Consider the following 19,590-nt stretch of genomic DNA (forward strand, 5'->3'; position numbering starts at 1 on the left):
GCCCAGAGCGACATGGCACCGACGGTTCTGGACCGCCCTGGGCCCCGGCTTTCGCCGGGGTGCGACGATGAAGTTCGTCGCAACTGGACCCGCGAGGAAATCGCCGGGCTGTACGACCTGCCGTTCGACGAACTGATGTGGGAGGCGCAGGGCGTCCATCGCCGCCACCATGCGCGCGGCGAGATCCAGCTGTGCACCCTGCTCAGCATCAAGACCGGCGGCTGCGCCGAGGATTGCGGTTATTGCTCGCAGTCGAAGCATGCCGACAGCGGCTTGAAAGCCACCAAGCTGATGGATGTCCGCGCGGTGCTGCAAGCCGCGGCGCAGGCGAGGGATTCGGGGTCGCAGCGTTTCTGCATGGGCGCCGCCTGGCGCAACCCCAAGGACCGCGACATGCCCGCGATCGTCGAGATGATCGAGGGCGTGCGCCAGATGGGCATGGAAACCTGCATGACGCTGGGGATGCTCAGCAAGGAACAGGCGCAGACGCTCGCGGTTGCGGGGCTCGATTACTACAACCACAATATCGACACCTCGCCGGAAAATTACGGCAATGTCATCACGACGCGGACCTTTCAGGAGCGGCTCGACACGCTGGAGGAAGTGCGCAGCGCGGGCATCAACGTGTGCAGCGGCGGCATCGTCGGCATGGGCGAGACGCGCGCCGACCGCGTCGGCTTCATCCACGCGCTGGCGACCTTGCCCGAACATCCGGGCAGCGTGCCGATCAACGCGCTGGTGCCGGTGAAGGGCACCGTGCTGGGCGACATGCTGGCGGACACCCCACTCGCGAAGATCGACGACATCGAGTTCGTGCGCACCGTCGCGGTCGCGCGCATCACCATGCCGCGCAGCATGGTGCGGCTGTCGGCGGGGCGTGAGAGCATGTCGGAGGCGACACAGGCGCTTTGCTTCATGGCGGGCGCGAACAGCATCTTCACCGGCGACAAGCTGCTCACCACCGGCAACCGCGGCGACAGCGCCGACGCCGCGCTGTTCGCGAAGCTGGGGCTACGGCCGATGGAGAGCGAAGAGCCGATGCGGGTGGAAGCGGCCGAGTGACGCATTCATCACGACGCAGGTTGTCCTGGTGCCTGGCGATTTCTCTGTCCTTGGCTGCGTGCAGCGAGGGCTCGCCCAAGAGAGAGGCGGAGGCGCCGACGGCCAAAGCGCAAACCAAGCCATGGAAGCCCTCAGGTTGCGAAGCGAACGATCCGGTTACCTGCTCGACGCGCGATTATGCAGAGGCTGAGAAACGGCTCGTGAGCGAACTGACTCTTGCGATGGAGCGGCTGCGAGCCTGCGCGCCGCCCAACTCGACGAAATGTCATAACCTCGATCGGCAGGCAGAACTGGTTACGAACGAGCAGAACGCGTGGAAACTATGGCGCGACGCACATTGCGATGTTGTCGCCTTCGGCGTTGAGGAAACTTCGGCAGAGGATCAGGTCCGTTCAGATTGCCGGACAGGAATTACGCACGAACGAATTGAAAATCTCAAAAAGATAGGCCGTCCCTGATGTTCAAGAAAATCCTGATCGCCAACCGCGGTGAAATCGCCTGCCGCGTCATCAAGACGGCGCGGCGGATGGGTATCGCGACGGTCGCCGTCTATTCGGACGCCGATGCGCGCGCGCCCTTCGTGCAGATGGCCGACGAGGCGGTGCATATCGGCGCGTCGCCCGCATCCGAGTCCTACCTGATCGCCGACAAGATCATCGCCGCGTGCAAGCAAACCGGCGCCGAAGCCGTCCATCCGGGCTATGGTTTCCTGTCGGAGCGTACCAGCTTCGCCGAGGCACTCGCCAAAGAAAATATCGCCTTCATCGGCCCGCCGGTGAACGCGATCGCCGCGATGGGCGACAAGATCGAGTCGAAGAAGCTCGCGAAGGAAGCCGGCGTCAACGTCGTCCCCGGCTTCGTCGGCGAAATCCGTGATACCGAGCATGCGGTCGAGATTTCGAACGAGATCGGCTATCCGGTGATGATGAAGGCCAGCGCCGGCGGCGGCGGCAAGGGCATGCGCCTCGCCTATGACGAAAAGGACGTCCGCGAAGGCTTCGAAGCGACGAAGCGCGAAGGACTGAGCAGCTTCGGCGACGACCGCGTCTTCATCGAGAAATTCATCCTCAACCCGCGCCACATCGAGATCCAGATCCTCGGCGACCAGTATGGCAACACGCTCTACCTCAACGAGCGCGAATGTTCGATCCAGCGCCGCCATCAAAAGGTGGTCGAGGAAGCGCCGTCGCCCTTCGTGACCGAAAAGATGCGCAAGGCGATGGGCGAACAGTGCGTCGCGCTGTCGAAGGCGGTGGGTTATTATAGCGCGGGGACGGTCGAACTGATCGTGTCGGGTGCCGATCCGACGGGCGAGAGCTTCTACTTCCTCGAAATGAACACGCGGCTGCAGGTCGAGCATCCGGTGACCGAAGCGATCACGGGCATCGACCTGGTCGAACAGATGATCCGCGTCGCCGCGGGCGAAAAGCTCGAAATGACGCAGGACGACATCAAGATCGACGGCTGGGCGATCGAGAACCGCGTCTATGCCGAAGACCCGTATCGCGGTTTCCTGCCGTCGACCGGGCGGCTGGTGCGGTATCGCACTCCGGTTCCGGCGTGGGCGGGCAACGCGCGCGGTGAGGACGGGGTGCGCGTCGATGCCGGGGTCGAGGAGGGCGGCGAGGTGTCGATCTTCTACGACCCGATGATCGCCAAGCTGGTCACGTGGGGCGCGACGCGCGACGAAGCCGCCGACAAGCAGATCGCGGCGCTCGACCGGTTCGAGATCGAGGGGCTGGGGCATAATATCGATTTCGTGTCGGCGATCATGCAGCACCCGCGTTTCCGCTCGGGCGAACTGACGACGGGCTTTATCGCCGAGGAATATCCCGACGGTTTCCACGGCGCGGCGACCGAGGATCATATCGTGCGCGCGCTCGCGGCGATCGCGGGCTTTATGGCGAGTGCCGAGGCCGACCGCGCGCGGCGCACCGATGGCCAGCTCGGCGACCGGCTCGATCCGCCCGCCAAGTGGCAGGTCACCGTCGGCGGGACTGCGCATAAGGTGAAGCTGGGCCACAAGCATATCAAGGTCGATGGCGAGAAGCTCGACATCGCGCTGGAATATACGCCGGGCGACCGGCTGGTGATTGCCGAGATCGACGACAGCGAACTGGCGGTCAAGGTCGCCAAGACGCGCACCGGCTGGCGGATGACGACGCGCGGGCGCATCCATGATGTGCGGGTATTGCCGTGGCACGTCGCGCCGCTGACCCGGCATATGATCGAAAAAATTCCGCCCGACTTGTCGCGCTTCCTGATCTGTCCGATGCCCGGCCTGCTCGTCGCGCTGCACGTCGGCGCGGGCGACAAGGTCGAGGCGGGCCAGCCGCTGGCGACGGTCGAGGCGATGAAGATGGAGAATATCCTGCGCGCCGAAAAGGCGGGGACGGTGAAAAGCGTCAACGCGGTGCAGGGCGACAGCCTGGCGGTCGATGCGGTGATTTTGGAGATGGAGTGATTTCCCAACCCCGTTCGTGCTGAGCTTGTCGAAGCACTGTTCTTTCTCCTACGACGCGGAAGAGAAGAACGGCCCTTCGACAGGCTCAGGGCGAACGGAGTTTGGGGATATGCACCTGGATCACGAAACCGGCGCCCCCGCCGCCGATCCCATCACCTTCGACGACTTCCTCCGCGTAGACATTCGCATCGGCACCATCGTCGAAGCCGACCCCTTTCCCAAAGCGCGCAAGCCCGCGTTCAAGCTGAAGATCGACTTCGGCCCCGCGATCGGGGTCAAGAAAAGCAGCGCGCAGATCGTCGATCGTTATGCGCTGGACGAACTGGTGGGGCGGCAGGTCGCCGCGGTGGTCAATTTCCCGCCGCGCCAGATCGGCAAATATCTGTCCGAAGTGCTGACGCTCGGCTTTGCTGACGAGGACGGCGCGGTGATCCTGTTTGCGCCCGACGTGCCGGTCCCGAACGGATCGCGGCTGTTCTGATCGTCCCGGCAGCGGGCTAGGTCATTTCCGATGCGGCGCGGCGCCGCGGGTGGCGTTAGGTGGCGCGGGTTTGTAAACAGGGCGATCAGGGGAGATGGGCCGATGGCGTTTCGGGAAATGATGATCGCGGCGGCGATCGGTGGCGCGCTGGTGGCGCCGGGCGTCGCGGCGCAGGACGTGGCCAAGCGCGACTATGATGTCATCGTAACGCGCGACATTGTTTACGGCCGCGCGCCGGTCGGGGTGTCGACCGATGGCGTCAAGGCACGCGATCTGCTGCTCGACGCCTATCGTCCGGTTGCGGACGGAACGCCGCTGGCCGATCGGCCCGCGATCATCATGGCGTTTGGCGGCGCGTTTCACCGCGGCAACAAGGGCGATTTTGTCTTCACGTCGGAGGGCGCGCAGGACAGTTCGATGGCCGATTATTGCCGCACCTTCGCGCGCGCGGGCTATGCCTGTTTTTCGATCGATTACCGCCTGATCCACGAAGTGCCGGGCCTCGTCCGTCCGCTCGACGACAAACGCATCGTGCCCAGGGCGATGAACCTCGCGCCGCAGAATATCGAGCGGATTGAGGAGGTGCGGCGGCTGATGGCATTGCCGCCATTCGACGAGACGACGCTGACCCATTATTGGCACACCACCTTTGCCGCCGCCGACGATATGGCGATGGCGGCGAATTTCGTGCGCACCCGCGCCGCCGAATATGGCGTCGATGGCGAGCGACTGGCGCTCGGCGGCTTTTCGGCGGGGGCGATCACCGCGCTCAACACCGCTTATGGCCTCGGCGTTCCGGTCAAGGCGGTGGTGTCGCTGTCGGGTGGGATCAGCGGCTATAATCTGTATGAAACGACGCAGAGTGGCATGGCGCCGGCGCTGCTGATCCTGGGGCAGAATGACTTTGCCGGGGTGCTGAATGGCACCCGGCATACTGCTGCCGCGCTGGCGGGCAAGGGCGTCGCCGCCGAGATCGCCTGGGTGCCGGGGTTCGGGCACTTCTATCCGATGGGATCGGTCAGCCTGAGCGACGAGGTCAGCCGCAGCCCGGTGTCGGAGCGGATCCTGCAATTTCTCGACTCCCAGCTGGGCAAAAAACCGCGCGAATGATCGCGATTGGCCGTGCCAAGCGGCGCTGGGTCGGTTAGGCTGGCGGGCAGGACGATGGGAGAGACATCATGACCTTGCCGGTAACCGCCTTTGTCGGCGCCGTTTGCGCGCTGCTCTTGTTGTTCACCGCGATGCTGACGGTGCGCCAGCGCCTGCGGCTCAAAGCCGCGTTCGGCGATCATGGCGATGCGAAGCTGATCGCCGCCAGCCGCAGTCACGGCAACCTGGCCGAACATGCGCCGATCGTCGTCATCCTGCTCGGCCTGCTGGAAACCGCGCGTGCCAATCATATGGCGCTGATGGTGATCGGGGCGCTGTTCCTGATCGGCCGCGTCGCGCATATCATCGGGCTGCACGCCGTGATCGAACCCGGCAAGCCGCCCGTGCCGCGTCAGATCGGCGTGATGGCGACGTGGGTCACGCTGCTGACGCTCGGCGGGTGGACGTTGTGGATTTTGGCGACAGTGAATTTGTGAAACTTCTATAGTGTCATCACGTATAGAGTAGAAAAGATGACGAGACCAAGAAGGGAACAAGTAACTGAAAATTTCTGTCGATATGCTTTAACTCTACATATCTCAGAGTTTCTATATATTTGTATCTGGCACAACCTTATCATCTCTAGATAAGTTTTCTCTTCTTTATCATTTTTTAATTCGTTGTATTCGCAGTCTCCAACCCATTGACTGGGCTTGTCACCCGGGTAGTCGATACGGTTAGGAAATATACTCCAAGCCGAAATGGAGGCTGCCAAGATATTGATCGCAGCCCCAGCGATTAGGAAAGTAAAAGCGCTTCCATATTGGCTTGCATCGTTTCTTAGGGCGTAAACACCTGAGATCATCACTAACGACAAGGTCACAAACAGGCTCATAAATGCTACGCCGCGTGAGTCAGTGACCGCCATTCCAGAAAACTGAGACGAAACCCTAGCGCGGCATTGCTCATGAATGACTTTAAGAATTTCTAGTGAGCATTTCTTCAGGTCTGACAGATCAGGTAGTAGTTTCTCGTCTGTTCGCTCTGTGATATCGGTATTTTCAAAGAGGTCGTCAAAGAGCTTCAATTCGCTACTCCTAGGAGATCGTTATGGCAAAGCCACCCGAGAGAGACTGGTTAAATGATGAGCGCAAGTCGCCTAATACACCAGCCCCCACACCGGCACCTCGTCCTACGCCCCCTCCGACCCCACAAAAACCGAAGTAATTATTCGCTCACCAACGCCACCGCCCTTATCCACCCGGCGCTCGCGCGTTCGATCTTTACGGGAAAGCAGCTGAAGGTGAAACCGGTGGCCGGGATCGCGCCCAGGTTGGTGAGCTTTTCGATCTGGTAATAGGGGCGGATGCGCCCGGCCTTATGGCCTTCCCAGATGATCGACGGGTCGCGCGTTTCGGCCCAGCGTTTTGCAGTATGACTGAACGGCGCGTCCCAGCTCCATGCGTCGGTGCCGACGACCTGGACGCCGCGTGTCGTCAGGTACAGCGTCGCCTCGGCGCCCATGCCGCAGCCCTGATCGGTGAAATTGTCGGTGCCATAGACCGCGCCCGACTGGACGAGCACGATGTCGAGCGGTTGCAGGTCGTGGCCGATGCGCGCCAGTTCGGTCGCGACCTCGGCGCCGCTTACGACATGGCCGTGCGGGCGGTCGGAAAAGTCGAGCTTTACCCCGGGGCGAAAGAACAGGTCGAGCGGCGCTTCGTCGATCGACGGCGCGGGGGTCGCGCCGCTGTCGGTGGTCGAATGATAATGCCAAGGCGCGTCCATATGGGTGCCATTGTGGGTGCTGAGCGAGAGCATCTCGACCGCCCAGCCTTCGCCATCGGGCAGATCATCCCTGGTCAGGCCGGGGAAAAACATCGCGATCTGCTCCCACGTATGTTCGTGGGTCATATAGGTGATGTTGGGACGCATCACCGGCGGGTCGGAGATGACATCGTTGGTGATCGGGATCGACAGGTCGATAAACTGCATCGGCGCAGTCTGCCACCGGATTGCCGCCGCGCCAAGAAGACTTGCGCGACGGCGTGACACAACTAGACGTAACGGAACCGTTCGTGTCGAGCGGACGGAAAAGAATGAAGCCCGACGGGGCGGGGGAGCCAGAACTACATGACCGAAGCCAGTGCCGCGGGGGCCGTTTACGAACCGACCCAGAAAGAAATCCGCATGGTCATCGCCGCCTCGTCCGCGGGGACGGTGTTCGAATGGTATGATTTCTTCATCTACGGCACGCTCGCCGCGATCATCGGCAAGGCCTTTTTCCCCAGCGACAATGCGACGCTCGAAACCCTGCTCGTCTGGGCGGGATTCGCGGTCGGCTTCGGCTTTCGTCCGCTGGGTGCGGTGCTGTTCGGTTTCCTCGGCGACCGGCTGGGGCGCAAATATACCTTCCTCGTCACCGTCACCTTGATGGGGATTGCGACCGCGGGGGTCGGCATGATCCCGTCGGCGGCGACGATCGGCATCGCGGCGCCGATCATCATCATCCTGCTCCGTATCCTGCAAGGGCTGGCGCTCGGCGGCGAATATGGCGGCGCGGCGGTCTATGTCGCCGAACATTCGCCGCCCGGAAAGCGCGGCTTCTACACCAGCTTCATCCAGGCGAGCGTCGTCGGCGGCTTTGTGCTCAGCCTGATCGTCGTGCTGGGGTGCAAGGCGCTGATGCCCGACGCGGTGTGGGAAAGCTGGGGGTGGCGGGTGCCGTTCCTGCTGTCGCTGATCCTGCTCGCGATTTCGCTGTGGATGCGGCTCAAACTGTCCGAAAGCCCCGTGTTCCAGGCGATGAAGGCGCAGGGCGAACTGGCGAAAAACCCGCTGAAGGAAAGCTTCACCTATCCGGGCAACCCGCGCCGCATCTTCATCGCGCTGTTCGGGATCGCTGCGGGCCTGACGGTTATCTGGTACACCGCGATGTTCTCTGGCCTGTCTTTCCTGAAAGGTCCGATGAAGGTCGAGGATACCGCCGCCGAAATCATCGTCGGGGTCGCCGCGGCGGTCGGCATGGGCTTTTTCATCTGGGCCGGGCATCTGTCCGATCGCATGGGACGCAAAAAGCCGATCGTGTGGGGCTATGCCGCGACGCTGGTGCTGCTGTTCCCACTGTTCTGGTGGATGGGCAGCGTCGCCAACCCGTTGCTGCAGACCGCCGCCGCAGCGGCGCCGGTGACGGTTGCCGGATCGCAGTGCAGCTTTGACCCCTTTGCCCAGAAACAGGAAACCGCGTGCGGCAAGACGCTGGGCGAGCTCACCAAGCTGGGTGTGCCGTACACCGTTGTCCAGACCGACAGCGGCTTCGACAGCGTCAAAATCCGCATCGGCGACCGCGAGGTGGCGAGCGAAGACCCGGCGTTGCTGCAACCCGCGCTGGAGGCAAGCGGCTATGATTTCGCCAAGCAGGTGCCGGGCGCCGGAAGCATCGCGATCATCTTCCTCGCGCTGCTCGGGCTCAGCGCGCTGTCGGGCTTTACCTATGGCCCGGTCGCGGCGCTGCTGTCCGAAATGTTTCCGCCGCACGTCCGCTATTCGTCGCTGTCGATCCCCTATCATATCGGCACCGGCTATTTCGGCGGGTTCCTGCCGCTGATCGCGAGCTTCATCATCGCCAAGACGGGCGATGCCTATGCCGGGCTGTGGTACACCTGGGGCGTGGTGCTGGTCGCGTTTCTGGTGACCGCCTTCATGCTGAAGGATCCGGTCGAGGGGCAGTGGGACAAGCCGCCGTCTGCGGCGCCGGACGCCTGATCCAGCCCATTGGCGCAGCCCTCGAACCCGTATAGGGGCACAGCCATGATCGCCGTGCCGTCACCGCTCCGCCTCATCCTCGACCGCGACGCGCTCGTCGCCAACTGGCGCTGGCTGGCGGCGCAGGGCGGCGCGGCGGCATGCGGCGCCGCGCTCAAGGCCGACGGTTATGGGCTCGGCGCGCGCGCGGTGATGCGGCATCTGGCTGCTGCGGGCTGCCGCGACTTTTTCGTCGCCACCTGGGCCGAGGCCGCGGCGCTGATGCCATTGCCTGCTGGGGTGTCCTTGTCCGTCCTGCACGGCGTGGGTGCGGGCGACATGATCGCCGCGCGCCTGCTCCCGGCGCGACCGGTGCTGAACAGCGTCGAGCAGGTGCGGCGCTGGCGCGCGGCGGGCGAGGGGCGGCCGTGCGACGTGATGGTCGATACGGGGATGAACCGGCTCGGCTTGCGGATCGACGAGGCGCTGAGCGGCGCGCTCGACGGCCTGAAGGTCGAAACGCTGCTCAGCCATTTGGCGTCGGCGGATGAGGACAGCGACCAGAATGCGCGGCAGCTCGCCGCGTTTCGCGTGCTACGCGAAAAAATCCCGGCGCGGCGGTACAGCCTGGCGAACAGCGCCGGCGTCTGCCTGGGCGCCGATTATGGGTTCGACCTGACCCGGCCCGGGCTCGCGCTCTATGGCGGCACGCCGCGCCGCGAAGCGCAGGGGCATATCCGGCAGGTCGCCTTTCCCGCGGCGCGCGTGCTGCAAGTGCGAGCGGTGCCGGCGGGCGAGACGGTGGGCTATGGCGCAACCTGGACCGCGCCGCGCGACAGCCGCGTGGCGGTGGTCAATATGGGCTATGCCGATGGCTATCTGCGTTGCCATGCGGGCAGCGGCGGCGCGACGTGGCAGGGGCAGGCACTGCCGCTGATCGGGCGCGTTTCGATGGACCTGATCGCGTTCGACGCCAGCGACGCGGCGGGGGTGGGCGAGGGTGACTGGCTCGACCTTGACTATGATCTGCCCGCTGTGGCGGCGCAGAGCGGGCTGTCGCAATATGAACTGCTCACCGGGCTGGGCAGCCGGTTCGCACGCATCTGGCGCTGACCCGGCTCAGGCCGGGCGCATACCCCAGGGGTCGAAATCGCGGGCGCGGATCCAGCGGGTGCAGATCCATTTCTCACCGCGCGTCACCGGCAGGCCCGCATGGCGGCTGCGTTCGTCGACCTGGCCATCGGCAAGGGTGTTGGCGAACAGGATCGCGTCGCCGACGGCGCCGCGAAATTCGGTGCCGACCGCTGGAAACTGCGTCGCGCCGCCGTCGTACGCGTCATTCAGATAGACGATCGCGGTCATCACCCGCTGATTCGCCTCGCCGGGCAGGCAATCGTGGTGCAGCCGATATTCTTGTCCGGGCGCGTAACGCAGCACGGTCAGCGGTTCGCCCTGTTCGACGCGCGAGCTTGTGACCATCGCGATCCGCCGGTCCAGTGCGTGGATGACCAGATCCTGCTGAATCGGGCCAAGGACCGTCCCTTCGGAGGTACGGATGGGGTGCGGGATTTCGCGGCGCGTTGCAGGATCGACGACGACCGACGGCACCATTTTGGGCGCCGACAGCGCCGCGACATGCGCGCATTCGTCGGGGGTGAACAGCGCGCGGGCGACCGCGACCTTTGGCGTGTTCGATAGCGTTTCGAGTGCGAATAGCGAAGCCGGGTCGCCGTCGGGGGTCAGCGACATCGCGGCGATCAGGTCGCGCTGGCGGGCGGCGACGGGATCGTGCTCGGCGGCCTTGTCGAGCAGCGCGAGGGCCGCGCGCCAATCGGCGGGCCCACCGGCGCCGATCGCGACGAACACCGCATGGGTCAGCGCCCCGCCCCGGTGCCCCGCTGCACCCGCCTTTTCAAACAGCGCCCGCGCCGCGGCAAAGCTGCGCGGCACCGGGCTGCCATAGACGTGCCACAGCGCGAGTTCGTACAGCGCGTCGCGATGCCCGCGCTTTGCGGCATCGAGCAGCAAATCGACCGCAGCCTGCGCCCGCCCGGCGCCCAGCAGCGCGCCCGCGCGTTCGACGATGTTCGACGGCGCCATCGTCGTCACTTGAACGCTGGATCGGCGAAGAAGGCAGCGATTTCCTCGCGCTCGCGCGCGCTGAGTTCGGGGCGCCAGATGTCGAAGATCAGCACCACCCGGTCCTCGCCGCTGTCGTTCCAAGCCTCATGCTCGATCGTGTCGTCAAAGATCAGCAGCTTGCCCTCTTCCCACTGCCGCACCTCGTTGCCGACGCGAAAGCCGCAATTGGGCGGCACGATCAGCGGCAGGTGGCAGATCAGCCGCGCATTGTGCGTGCCCGTATGCGGCGCGATCCGCGCCCCGGCGCGCAGCAGCGAGAACATCACCGTCGGCGAGCTGGCGATGCGGGGCAGGGGCGCGGCCTGGACGGCGTCCCACGTCCGCGGACAGCGCGCGATAATGTCGTCGGACAGCGCGCCATTTTCGCAGAAGAACAGCGCGCTCCAGTCGATATTGTCGAGCAGATGGTTGACGTCGGCGCGCGGCTGGTCGGCGTGCGCCCGCATATAGGGTCGAAAACCCTCGGTCCCCGCCGCGAGCAGGTCGGTGATCTCCTGCTTGATCGCGCCCGCCGCCGCTTCGACGGTCGGAACCCAGTCGAAATCGCCGGGGTCGAAAAACTGGATCTGCGGCAATTCGGGGACATAATAGCCGGTCGGTTCCTGCACGAAAATCCGCCGCCGCCCGGCAAGGATGTCGAGCGAGTGCTGGAACCGGGCGCTGCGCTTTTCGGGCGGCAATCCGCGCGCGATCAGCTTGGCTTCACGCTGTTCGACGACGCGCGCCTTGAATTGCGCAACCCAGGCTTCGGCGCGTTGCAACTCGGCGCTAAGGTCGGCGGGAAGTTCTTGATTCGATGCGATAAGTAGCGCGATTTCATAGCGTTGCAGCGCGCTTCTGTCATCGCCTGCCGCGGCGCGGCAGTCACCCTTCATGATGTGGCCGCGCACCGCCTGCGGTTCGAGGGCGAGCAATTGGTCGAGCGCCGCTTCTTCGGCGACGCCGTCCTTGTCGGCGCGGCACGCGACCGCGAGGAGTAGCCAGATCTGGGCGTTGGCACGGCCGCTGTGGGTGATCGTTTCAAACCGCGCCCGGGCGATGGCCGACTGGCCGCGCTGCAGCGCATCGACGCCTTCCTTTGCCAGGCGTTCCGCCTCGTGATTGCTCAGCTGCACTGATGATCCTTGTGACCAAAGAAAAGGGGCCGGGACAATGTCCCGACCCCCAATCTATTCCGATCGCGTCGCGATTAGAAGCGGGCGCGTGCACCAGCATAGATGGTACGACCACGGAAGCTGTAGATCGCGCTACCCGCACCCGTTGCCGTCGTTCCCAGCGGCGGCATGCGGTCGAGCACGTTGTCGACGCCTGCGTAGAAATTCAGGTTCGGGCCGCCCGATTCCTTGTTCACGTCCCATTCGAAGCGCAGGTCGTGATAGAAAACGGCCGGATATTCTTCGCGGTCGGCATAATCGATATCCGTCGGCGGCAGACCGTTCAGCGAGTTGAGCGCTTCATAGGTCGGCGAGACGAGCATCGGGCCGATGTACCGCAGGCGGTAACCCAGCGTGAAGGGACCGGTTTCGAAATCGAAGTCCCAGCGGAACTCGTCCTTCGGATCGCCCAGCTCGCTGAGGATGCGGTTTTCGAAGCTCGGGTTGATCGAGTCCTGGAAGTTGCTGACCGTCAGATTGTGGGTGTAGATGAGGTTCGTGTTGAACTTCACCGGACCCAGGTCGGTACGGTACGACAGGTTGACGTCGATGCCTTCGCGCTGACGTTTCGCAAAGTTCACCGGCGCCACGATCAGCGAGTTGGTGACGATGCGGCCCGATGCGTCGCCTGCAGCGTTCGGACCACCCGTCAGGTTACGCGAGAACTGCGCACAGAACGGGTTGTTGAGGGTCGCGAAGTCATAGCAGCTGTTGACGATCTGCTGTGCGGTCAGCGCCACGATGATACCGTTCACCTTGATATCATAATAGTCGACCGACAGGTTCAGACCCGGGATGAAGCGCGGCTGGATGACCACACCATAGGTGTAGCTGTCCGACGTTTCCGCGGTCAGGTTCGGGTTCGAACCGCTGACGATGCCCAGCGACTGGGTGACGTCGGTCAGGTTGCCGAGGAACGCGCCCAGCGCCGCGGCGCAGTTGGCGGCGCGAACGCCCGAACCGCGCTGCGCGGGGTTACAGGGATCGACGAAGTTCGGGGCGAAGTTCGGAACCAGCGGGAATGCGGTTTCCGACACGTTCGGTGCACGAACCGCGCGGCTGTAGTTACCGCGGAAGCGGATGTCTTCAACCGGCGCCCAGTCGAGACCGGCGTTGTACGAATACACCGTGCCGACATTGCCCTGATATTTGGCGACGCGGCCCGCACCGCTGACCGTCAGTTCGTGCGCGAACGGCACTTCCTTGAGCAGCGGGATCTGGATTTCGCCGTACAGTTCCTTCACCTTGAAGGTGTTGGGCTCGAAGCTCGGGATCGAAACGCCGTTGGTGAAACCGTCGGTGACAAACGGATCCTGCTGATAGAAAGCGTTTTCTTCACGATACTCGGCGCCGATAGCGAAGCGGACGGGGCCGCCCGGCAGGTTGAAGAAGCCGCTGGTATCACCCGAGACGAAGCCCGACAGAACCAGCTGATCCAGACCCGAACGCGCCGTGAAGGTGCGGGCGAAGTAATTGGCCGCTGCGGTGTTGTCGGTCGAACCGAACGGGTTGTAGGGGACGCAAGCCGCGATGTCGGCGGCGAGGCGAGCCGCATTGCGCGCCGCGATCGCGGTCGACACAGCGTCGGTGCGCTGGATCGGCAGCGCCGCGGTCGGGTCGAATTGCGAACGGCACTGGATCTGGCCGGTCACCGGGTTGCGGCCCGCGTCCATCGACAGCATGAAACGCTGGCGATCGAGGAAACCGTCGGTAGTGATGGCTTCCTTGAACTTGCCGTAGTTCGCCGAGACTTCGTAGCTCCAGTCTTCGTTGAACGTGCCGCGAAGGCCGCCAACCACGCGCCACGTGTCGCGCTGGAACGCTTCATCGCGCAGGCCGACGTCGAGCAGGTTACGCGCAACGACGAAGCGGTACGTGCCCGCATTGATCGCCGTAATGTCGGCGGCGGTCAGGTTGCCACCGGCCGGGCAGGTGACCTGAAGGTCGCTGCGGCAGCCCGAAGCGAGGATCGCGTTGGCGAGCGTCGTGCGGTCGGCGGGGTTCAGGAACGGGTTGTCGATCCGGGGACGTTCGCGGAAGTCGAACGCGGTCTGGGTGCCCTGGATGAACGACGGACCGGCGTTATTGCCGAGCGCGTTCACGCGGTTCCACTTGGCTTCGAGGAAGACCTCAGCGGCTTCGCTGAACTCGTAACGCGACAGCATGTTGAAGTTGTAGCGTTCGGTGAACGGCAGAACCGAAAGGGTCTTGCCTTCGCGGCCGGTCTGGCCGTTGCCGCCGACGATACCGCCGATGATGCCCGAACCGAAGCGCGAGCCGGTCTGCTGCACCAGGCGACCTTCGTTGGTGAAGATATAGGTGCAGTTATAGGGCGTGCCGTTGCTGTTCGGGCCGCCAGCGGTTGCCGCCGTGCCGCGACCGCAAGCCGCGCCGGCAACGTTCTGCTGGTTGACCGGGATCAGGCCATTGAAGTGGATGCTGGCGCTGCTCAGGCCGCGGAAGAAGGCGCGATCGGGGAAGCCGTCGCCGCCGTTGACGATGCCTGCGCCGCCGTCGGTGTCGATAACCGCGAAGCCGTTGTTGCTACGGAATTCGGGAACGTCCGACGCGAAAACGCGGTCGTTACGCGCATATTCGGCGTGCAGCGTGACGTTGCCGCGATCTTCGGCAAAATTCTTGCCGATCATGCCCGAGATATACTGGTTACCGCCGAAGCCCGAGTCGGCCATACCGGCCTGGGCGCGCAGCTGAATGCCTTCATAGTCGCGGCGCAGCACGAAGTTGACGACACCAGCGATGGCGTCCGAACCGTAAATCGCCGAATTACCACCGGTAACGATGTCGACGCGTTCGATCAGGTCGTTCGGGATGGTGTTGATGTCGGGCGACACGGCGTTGTTCAGGATGTCGGCCGGGACGTGACGGCGGCCGTTGACCAGGACCAGCGTGCGCTGGGTGCCGAGACCGCGAAGATCGAGCAGGTTCAGACCGGCGATGCCGATACCGAGGCCCGGGTTCTGCTGAGCAAAGGTGCTGCGCAGCTGCGGCAGATCGTTCAGCGTGTCGCCGATATTGGTCTGACCCTGCTGGAAGAAGCTCTCACCGGTGATCGAGGTGATCGGCACGGTCGATTCGAGGTTCGGGCGGCGAATGCGCGACCCGGTGACGACGATGGTGCCTTCGGCGGCTTCTGCCGCCTCGTCCGCAGGCGCGGCTTCGTCCTGGGCCATCGCCGGCATGGCGCTGAACAGAGCAAGAGTCAGGGCAGAGCCCCGGACCAGCAGGCTAGTCTTCTTCATAATATATATCCCCGGTTGCCGTTCAAAAGATTGGGGTGAACGGATTGCGGGGAAGAAAGACGACAAAGGTGTGCTAGCACAAGCCCTGCATGGCATTTTTCGTAAAATCATGTTTCAATGCGAAGGCAGTGTGCCATTTCCGCAACAGTCGGTCCCGCGCAGCACCTTTCCCTCAAAGCACGAAAATTATGTGCGGACGGCATTACCCGATATCAATGGCGGGTGAGGCGGAAGATAAATGCGCCGAGCGAACGCGAAGAGACCGCAAATTACGATTGGCTCCGAAAGCGCTGTGCAGACGAGGTTGCCGGGCGCGGCAGCGTCATGTCCGGCATTGAGGGTGCAAGACCGGGCAAACGGCATTGGCGATGATTATTTCACAGCGAATCAACGGCTACTGCTTCGGCGCAGCGGGGCGGAAAGGCGCCGCACCGTCGCCGCGCAGAAGGGGTTCGGTCAGCAGGGCGCGTTTACGGCTGCAGTGATGGATCACCGGCGGCGCGCGACAGCGATATGATACCGGTCAAAGCACCGAGCGCCTTGCCGCGTCGGACACCAAAAAGGAAAGCCGGGCGGTCGCCTGGCTTTCCCTTTGTACCCAAATGCGCAGATGGTCCGCCGTTGATGCCGGGAGAGGGGGAGTCGGTCGATGAGGGCGAAAGCATGGCTTTCGCCCTCACGCATCATGGCGTCGTTTTAGAAGCGGGCGCGCGCGCCGACGTAGAAGCTGCGACCACGAATGTCGTAAATCGCGCTTCCTGGGCCCGTCGCGGTGCTGCCAAGCGGCGGCTTCCGATCGAGCACGTTGTCGACACCAGCGTAGAATTGAAAGCTCTTGCCGAAGCTTCCCGAGCTATCGATGTCGAACGTGAAGCGAAGGTCGTGGTAGAAGACGCTCGAGAATTTGCGAACATCGGCCCAGTCGGAATTGACCGGCGGGCAACCCGCTGCCGTGCAGGCCGAGTCCAGCTGATAAAAGTCTTCATAGGCGTTCACGACCATCGGTCCGATGTAGCGCATGCGGTAGCCAAAGGTGAAGTTCTTGTACGACAGATCGGCATCGAGGCGCAGTTCGTCCTGCGGATCGCCAAGCTCGCCGAGCAGGCGATTTTCGAAGTCCGGCAACGACGGGTTTTCGAAGTTGCTCGACTGGAGGCCATGGACGTAGATCAAGCTCGTCCCGAGTTTCACATCGCTGCCCAGCGTCGTGTTGTACGACGCGTTGAAATCGATGCCGCGGCGAACGCGCTTCGCGAAGTTGAGCGGCGACGACAGCAGCGAGTTTTCCAGGATCTGGCCGGGAGCGAAGCCGCCCGGGCTGTTGCCCGGCCCGCGCCAGCGGGTGAACGCCTGGCACAGGATGTTGTCGAGCGACGCCTGGTCGTAACAGCCGTTGGCAATCGCCTGCCCGGTGAGCGACACGATCACATTGCTCACTTCGATGTCGTAATAGTCGACGCTCAGCGAGAACCCCGGAATGAAGCTCGGCTGGAACACGCCGCCGATCGTCAGAGACTTCGACACTTCGGGGACCAGCTGATCGTTGCTGCCGCTGACGATGGGCAGCGAATAGGCCACGTTCGGCAATGACGACAGCAGCGGCCCCAGGTCGGCGGTGCAGTTTGCGAGCCGGTTGGGGTTGTTTGCAATATTGGCCGAAGCGCAGGGGTCGAGGAAGCCCGGCGCGAAGTTCGGGACCGGCGGGAAGCCGGTTTCCGAAACGTTCGGCGAACGCACTGCCTTGCCATAGCCGGCGCGGAAGCGCAGGTCTTCGAACGGCGCATAGTCGGCACCGACGTTATACGTCCACACGGTACCCGCCGCGCCCTTGTAATCCGATACGCGTCCCGCACCCGACACGCTGAGTTCGTGCGCGAACGGCATATCCTTGAGCAGCGGGATGCGGACTTCGGCAAAGGCTTCCTTGACCTCGAACGCCGCGGGGTCGAATTCGCCGATCACAACCGCGTTGGTGGCGCCGGTTTCGACATAGTCGTCGTCCTGATAACGGGCGCGCTCACGGCGATATTCGCCGCCAATCGCAAAGCTGATCGGGCCGCCCGGCAGCTCGAACAGGCCGCCAAGGTCGCCGCTGACGAAGCCCGAGATGTCGATCTGTTCCAGGCTCGCCTTGGTACGCGCATTATAGCTGAAATAATTGATCGCCGCGCGGTTATCGGTGCCGCCGAACGGATTATAGGGTACGCACGCAGCAATATCGCTCGCGAGCCGCGCCGCGCCGCCGGCGAAGGCGACCCGCGCTGCGGGATCGAACTGCGAACGGCACTGGATCTGACCCGTCACCGGATTGCGACCGGCATCGAGCGCCAGCACGAATTTCTGGCGGTCGATATAGCCGAACGTCGTCACATCCTGTTCGAACTTGCCGTAATTGGCGGCGATTTCATAGTTCCAATCTTCGTTGAAGCTGCCGCGGGCGCCCACCACGATGCGATAGGTGTCGCGCTGGAACTTTTCGTCGCGGATCCCGACGTCGAGCAAGCTGCGCGCCGTGACGAAGCGATAGGTTCCGGCATTGATGGCCGCAATATCGGCCGCGTTCAGCGGCCCGGCGATGCCTTGCGACCCATTGCTGTCGGTACGCGCGGTGCGCGTGAACGACGATGCGACACCCGTCACATTACACGCCGCGGTCAAGCTGGTGTTACAGCCCGACGCGATGATGGCGTTCGCCAGCGTGGTGCGGTCACTGGCGGTCAGGAACGGGTTGTCGAGACGGGTGCGCTCGCGCAGGTCATATTGGCCGAAGGTGCCCTGAATGAACGACGGGCCGGCATTGTTGCCGAGCGCATTGACGCGGTTCCACTTGGCTTCGATGAACGGTTCGAACCCTTCGCTCACCTCAAAATGCGCGAGCATGTTGAAGTTGTAGCGCTCGGTGAACGGGAAAACCGACAGCAGTCTGCCCTCGCGGCCGTTCTGGCCATTGCCGCCGACGATGCCGCCGATAATGCCCTGGCCCAAACGCGTACCGGTCTGCGGGGTCAGCCGCCCGGCATCGGAGAAGATGAAGGTACAGTTGTACGGCGTGCCGACCGTCGCACCCGAACCCTGTCCCGGCGCGCCGTTGGTCGATCCGATGCCGATGCCGCAGAGCGGATTGTTGTTCCCCGACTGGGTGATCGGAACGAGGCCGTTGCGATGAATGCTGGCCGACCGGATGTCGCGGAAAAAGGCGCGATCGGGAAAGCCGTCGCTGCCGTTGGGCAGGCCCGCAGTATCGACGTCGATGACCAGGAAACCATCCTGTCTGCGTCCGTAGGGGATGTCCGACGCGAAAACGCGCGACTGCCGGGCATATTCCGCATGCAGCGTGATGTTGCCGCGGTCTTCCGCGAAATTCTTGCCGATCATGGCCGACGCAAACTGGTTGCCGCCATAACCGCCGTCCGACACGCCGGCCTGGGCGCGCAGCTGGATGCCTTCATAATTGCGGCGCAGCACGAAGTTCACCACGCCCGCGATCGCGTCCGAACCATAGGTTGCGGACTGGCTGCCGGTGACGATGTCGACGCGTTCGATCAGGTCGTTCGGGATGGTGTTGATGTCGGGCGACACGGCGTTGTTGAGGATGTCGGCCGGGACGTGACGGCGGCCGTTGACCAGGACCAGCGTGCGCGACGTTCCAAGCCCGCGCAGGTCGAGCAGGTTCAGGCCGGCGATGCCGATGCCCAGGCCCGGGTTCTGCTGAGCAAAGGTGCTGCGCAGTTGCGGCAGATCGTTGAGCGAATCCCCGATGTTGGTATCGGACTGCTGGAAGAAGCTTTCGCCGGTGATCGACGTGATCGGCACCGTCGATTCGAGGTTCGGGCGGCGAATGCGCGATCCGGTCACGACAATGGTGCCCGAATCGTCAGCATCTTCGACCGCGTCCGCGGCGATCGGATCGGTTTGCGCCATTGCGGGCATCGCGCTGAACAGTGCGACGGTCAGGGCGGAGCCCCGGATCAGGAGGCTAGATTTTTTCATAATTTTTCCCCGGTTTGCTGTTCAGCGTGCGCTGAAGCAGATCGCGCAATAAAATGACGAAATGCCGCAATGGCACAAGCCCAAGTGGGGGTGTAATCCGCACTAGCACACTTTAGCTGCGGCGCCGCGCGGGGTGGGCTAGCGGTGTTCGAACATCAGATTGGCGCGTAGCCTTTGTTCATCGCCTGATCCGCCGCCGTCTAT

The 19,590-nt window shown here is 63.6% G+C and carries 14 protein-coding genes; 8 read left to right on the forward strand and 6 right to left on the reverse strand.

The features are described 5' to 3' along the window. The first annotated feature begins 12 nt into the window (after positions 1 to 12). The 6 genes from bioB (at position 13) to ACTIFP_RS04730 (ending at position 5,593) form a co-directional block, all read left to right on the forward strand. Positions 13 to 1,062: a biotin synthase BioB gene (gene bioB, locus ACTIFP_RS04705; RefSeq protein ID WP_439567806.1), complete on the forward strand. Its 1,050-nt coding sequence runs from the start codon at positions 13 to 15 to the stop codon at positions 1,060 to 1,062. After that, positions 1,059 to 1,520 carry a lysozyme inhibitor LprI family protein gene (locus tag ACTIFP_RS04710; RefSeq protein ID WP_439567556.1) on the forward strand — a complete coding sequence of 154 codons (462 nt, stop codon included), beginning with the start codon at positions 1,059 to 1,061 and terminating at the stop codon, positions 1,518 to 1,520. Before bioB ends, ACTIFP_RS04710 begins: the two co-directional genes overlap by 4 nt. Further along, on the forward strand, positions 1,520 to 3,526 hold the full coding sequence (locus ACTIFP_RS04715) for a biotin carboxylase N-terminal domain-containing protein (RefSeq protein WP_439567557.1): 2,007 nt from the start codon (positions 1,520 to 1,522) through the stop codon (positions 3,524 to 3,526). Before ACTIFP_RS04710 ends, ACTIFP_RS04715 begins: the two co-directional genes overlap by 1 nt. Before the next feature lie 109 nt (positions 3,527 to 3,635). Then, on the forward strand, positions 3,636 to 4,007 hold the full coding sequence (locus ACTIFP_RS04720) for a tRNA-binding protein (protein ID WP_439567558.1): 372 nt from the start codon (positions 3,636 to 3,638) through the stop codon (positions 4,005 to 4,007). A 102-nt stretch (positions 4,008 to 4,109) separates the two neighbouring features. Continuing rightward, positions 4,110 to 5,117, forward strand: coding sequence for an alpha/beta hydrolase (locus ACTIFP_RS04725; protein ID WP_439567559.1), 1,008 nt, complete (start codon positions 4,110 to 4,112; stop codon positions 5,115 to 5,117). 68 nt (positions 5,118 to 5,185) lie between these two features. Next, a complete protein-coding gene (locus ACTIFP_RS04730; protein WP_439567560.1) occupies positions 5,186 to 5,593 on the forward strand; it encodes an MAPEG family protein in 408 nt (135 codons plus the stop codon). Positions 5,594 to 5,598: 5 nt separating this feature from the next. On the opposite strand, the gene ACTIFP_RS04735 is transcribed toward ACTIFP_RS04730, so the two are convergent. Next, the gene (locus tag ACTIFP_RS04735; RefSeq protein ID WP_439567561.1) at positions 5,599 to 6,183 is read right to left on the reverse strand and encodes a hypothetical protein; all 585 of its coding nucleotides are present in this window, start codon (positions 6,181 to 6,183) and stop codon (positions 5,599 to 5,601) included. A gap of 140 nt (positions 6,184 to 6,323) precedes the next feature. After that, complete coding sequence (locus ACTIFP_RS04740; RefSeq protein WP_439567562.1) at positions 6,324 to 7,091, reverse strand: cyclase family protein; 768 nt, start codon at positions 7,089 to 7,091, stop codon at positions 6,324 to 6,326. Between the two features lie 138 nt (positions 7,092 to 7,229). Here ACTIFP_RS04740 and ACTIFP_RS04745 point away from each other — a divergent pair, with 138 nt between their 5' ends. Beyond that, positions 7,230 to 8,861 (forward strand): MFS transporter, encoded by a 1,632-nt coding sequence (locus ACTIFP_RS04745; protein ID WP_439567563.1) that lies wholly within the window; start codon positions 7,230 to 7,232, stop codon positions 8,859 to 8,861. Positions 8,862 to 8,906: 45 nt separating this feature from the next. Continuing rightward, positions 8,907 to 9,953, forward strand: a complete 1,047-nt coding sequence (gene alr, locus ACTIFP_RS04750; protein WP_439567564.1) for an alanine racemase — start codon at positions 8,907 to 8,909, stop codon at positions 9,951 to 9,953. A 6-nt stretch (positions 9,954 to 9,959) separates the two neighbouring features. Here the strand turns inward: alr and ACTIFP_RS04755 are convergent, their stop codons facing one another. The 4 genes from ACTIFP_RS04755 to ACTIFP_RS04770 all read right to left on the reverse strand — a co-directional run bounded on the left by ACTIFP_RS04755 (position 9,960) and on the right by ACTIFP_RS04770 (position 19,386). Beyond that, positions 9,960 to 10,940, reverse strand: a complete 981-nt coding sequence (locus ACTIFP_RS04755; protein ID WP_439567807.1) for a 2OG-Fe(II) oxygenase — start codon at positions 10,938 to 10,940, stop codon at positions 9,960 to 9,962. A 5-nt stretch (positions 10,941 to 10,945) separates the two neighbouring features. Beyond that, on the reverse strand, positions 10,946 to 12,097 hold the full coding sequence (locus ACTIFP_RS04760; RefSeq protein ID WP_439567565.1) for an aspartyl/asparaginyl beta-hydroxylase domain-containing protein: 1,152 nt from the start codon (positions 12,095 to 12,097) through the stop codon (positions 10,946 to 10,948). A gap of 74 nt (positions 12,098 to 12,171) precedes the next feature. Next, positions 12,172 to 15,336, reverse strand: a complete 3,165-nt coding sequence (locus tag ACTIFP_RS04765; RefSeq protein ID WP_439567566.1) for a TonB-dependent receptor domain-containing protein — start codon at positions 15,334 to 15,336, stop codon at positions 12,172 to 12,174. 756 nt (positions 15,337 to 16,092) lie between these two features. Continuing rightward, a complete protein-coding gene (locus ACTIFP_RS04770) occupies positions 16,093 to 19,386 on the reverse strand; it encodes a TonB-dependent receptor domain-containing protein (RefSeq protein WP_439567567.1) in 3,294 nt (1,097 codons plus the stop codon). Between the last annotated feature and the right edge of the window lie 204 nt (positions 19,387 to 19,590).

Source organism: Sphingopyxis sp., from assembly GCF_051861155.1.
Lineage (GTDB): Bacteria > Pseudomonadota > Alphaproteobacteria > Sphingomonadales > Sphingomonadaceae > Sphingopyxis.

Bases quoted from the DNA above. Each gene is read 5' to 3' on its own strand.
- bioB (WP_439567806.1), top strand. From the start codon at position 13: ATGGCACCGACGGTTCTGGACCGCCCTGGGCCCCGGCTTTCGCCGGGG.
- ACTIFP_RS04740 (WP_439567562.1), bottom strand. From the start codon at position 7,091: ATGCAGTTTATCGACCTGTCGATCCCGATCACCAACGATGTCATCTCC.
- ACTIFP_RS04770 (WP_439567567.1), bottom strand. From the start codon at position 19,386: ATGAAAAAATCTAGCCTCCTGATCCGGGGCTCCGCCCTGACCGTCGCA.
- ACTIFP_RS04745 (WP_439567563.1), top strand. From the start codon at position 7,230: ATGACCGAAGCCAGTGCCGCGGGGGCCGTTTACGAACCGACCCAGAAA.
- ACTIFP_RS04715 (WP_439567557.1), top strand. From the start codon at position 1,520: ATGTTCAAGAAAATCCTGATCGCCAACCGCGGTGAAATCGCCTGCCGC.
- ACTIFP_RS04720 (WP_439567558.1), top strand. From the start codon at position 3,636: ATGCACCTGGATCACGAAACCGGCGCCCCCGCCGCCGATCCCATCACC.
- ACTIFP_RS04765 (WP_439567566.1), bottom strand. From the start codon at position 15,336: ATGCCGGCGATGGCCCAGGACGAAGCCGCGCCTGCGGACGAGGCGGCA.
- ACTIFP_RS04725 (WP_439567559.1), top strand. From the start codon at position 4,110: ATGGCGTTTCGGGAAATGATGATCGCGGCGGCGATCGGTGGCGCGCTG.
- ACTIFP_RS04755 (WP_439567807.1), bottom strand. From the start codon at position 10,940: ATGGCGCCGTCGAACATCGTCGAACGCGCGGGCGCGCTGCTGGGCGCC.
- ACTIFP_RS04730 (WP_439567560.1), top strand. From the start codon at position 5,186: ATGACCTTGCCGGTAACCGCCTTTGTCGGCGCCGTTTGCGCGCTGCTC.
- alr (WP_439567564.1), top strand. From the start codon at position 8,907: ATGATCGCCGTGCCGTCACCGCTCCGCCTCATCCTCGACCGCGACGCG.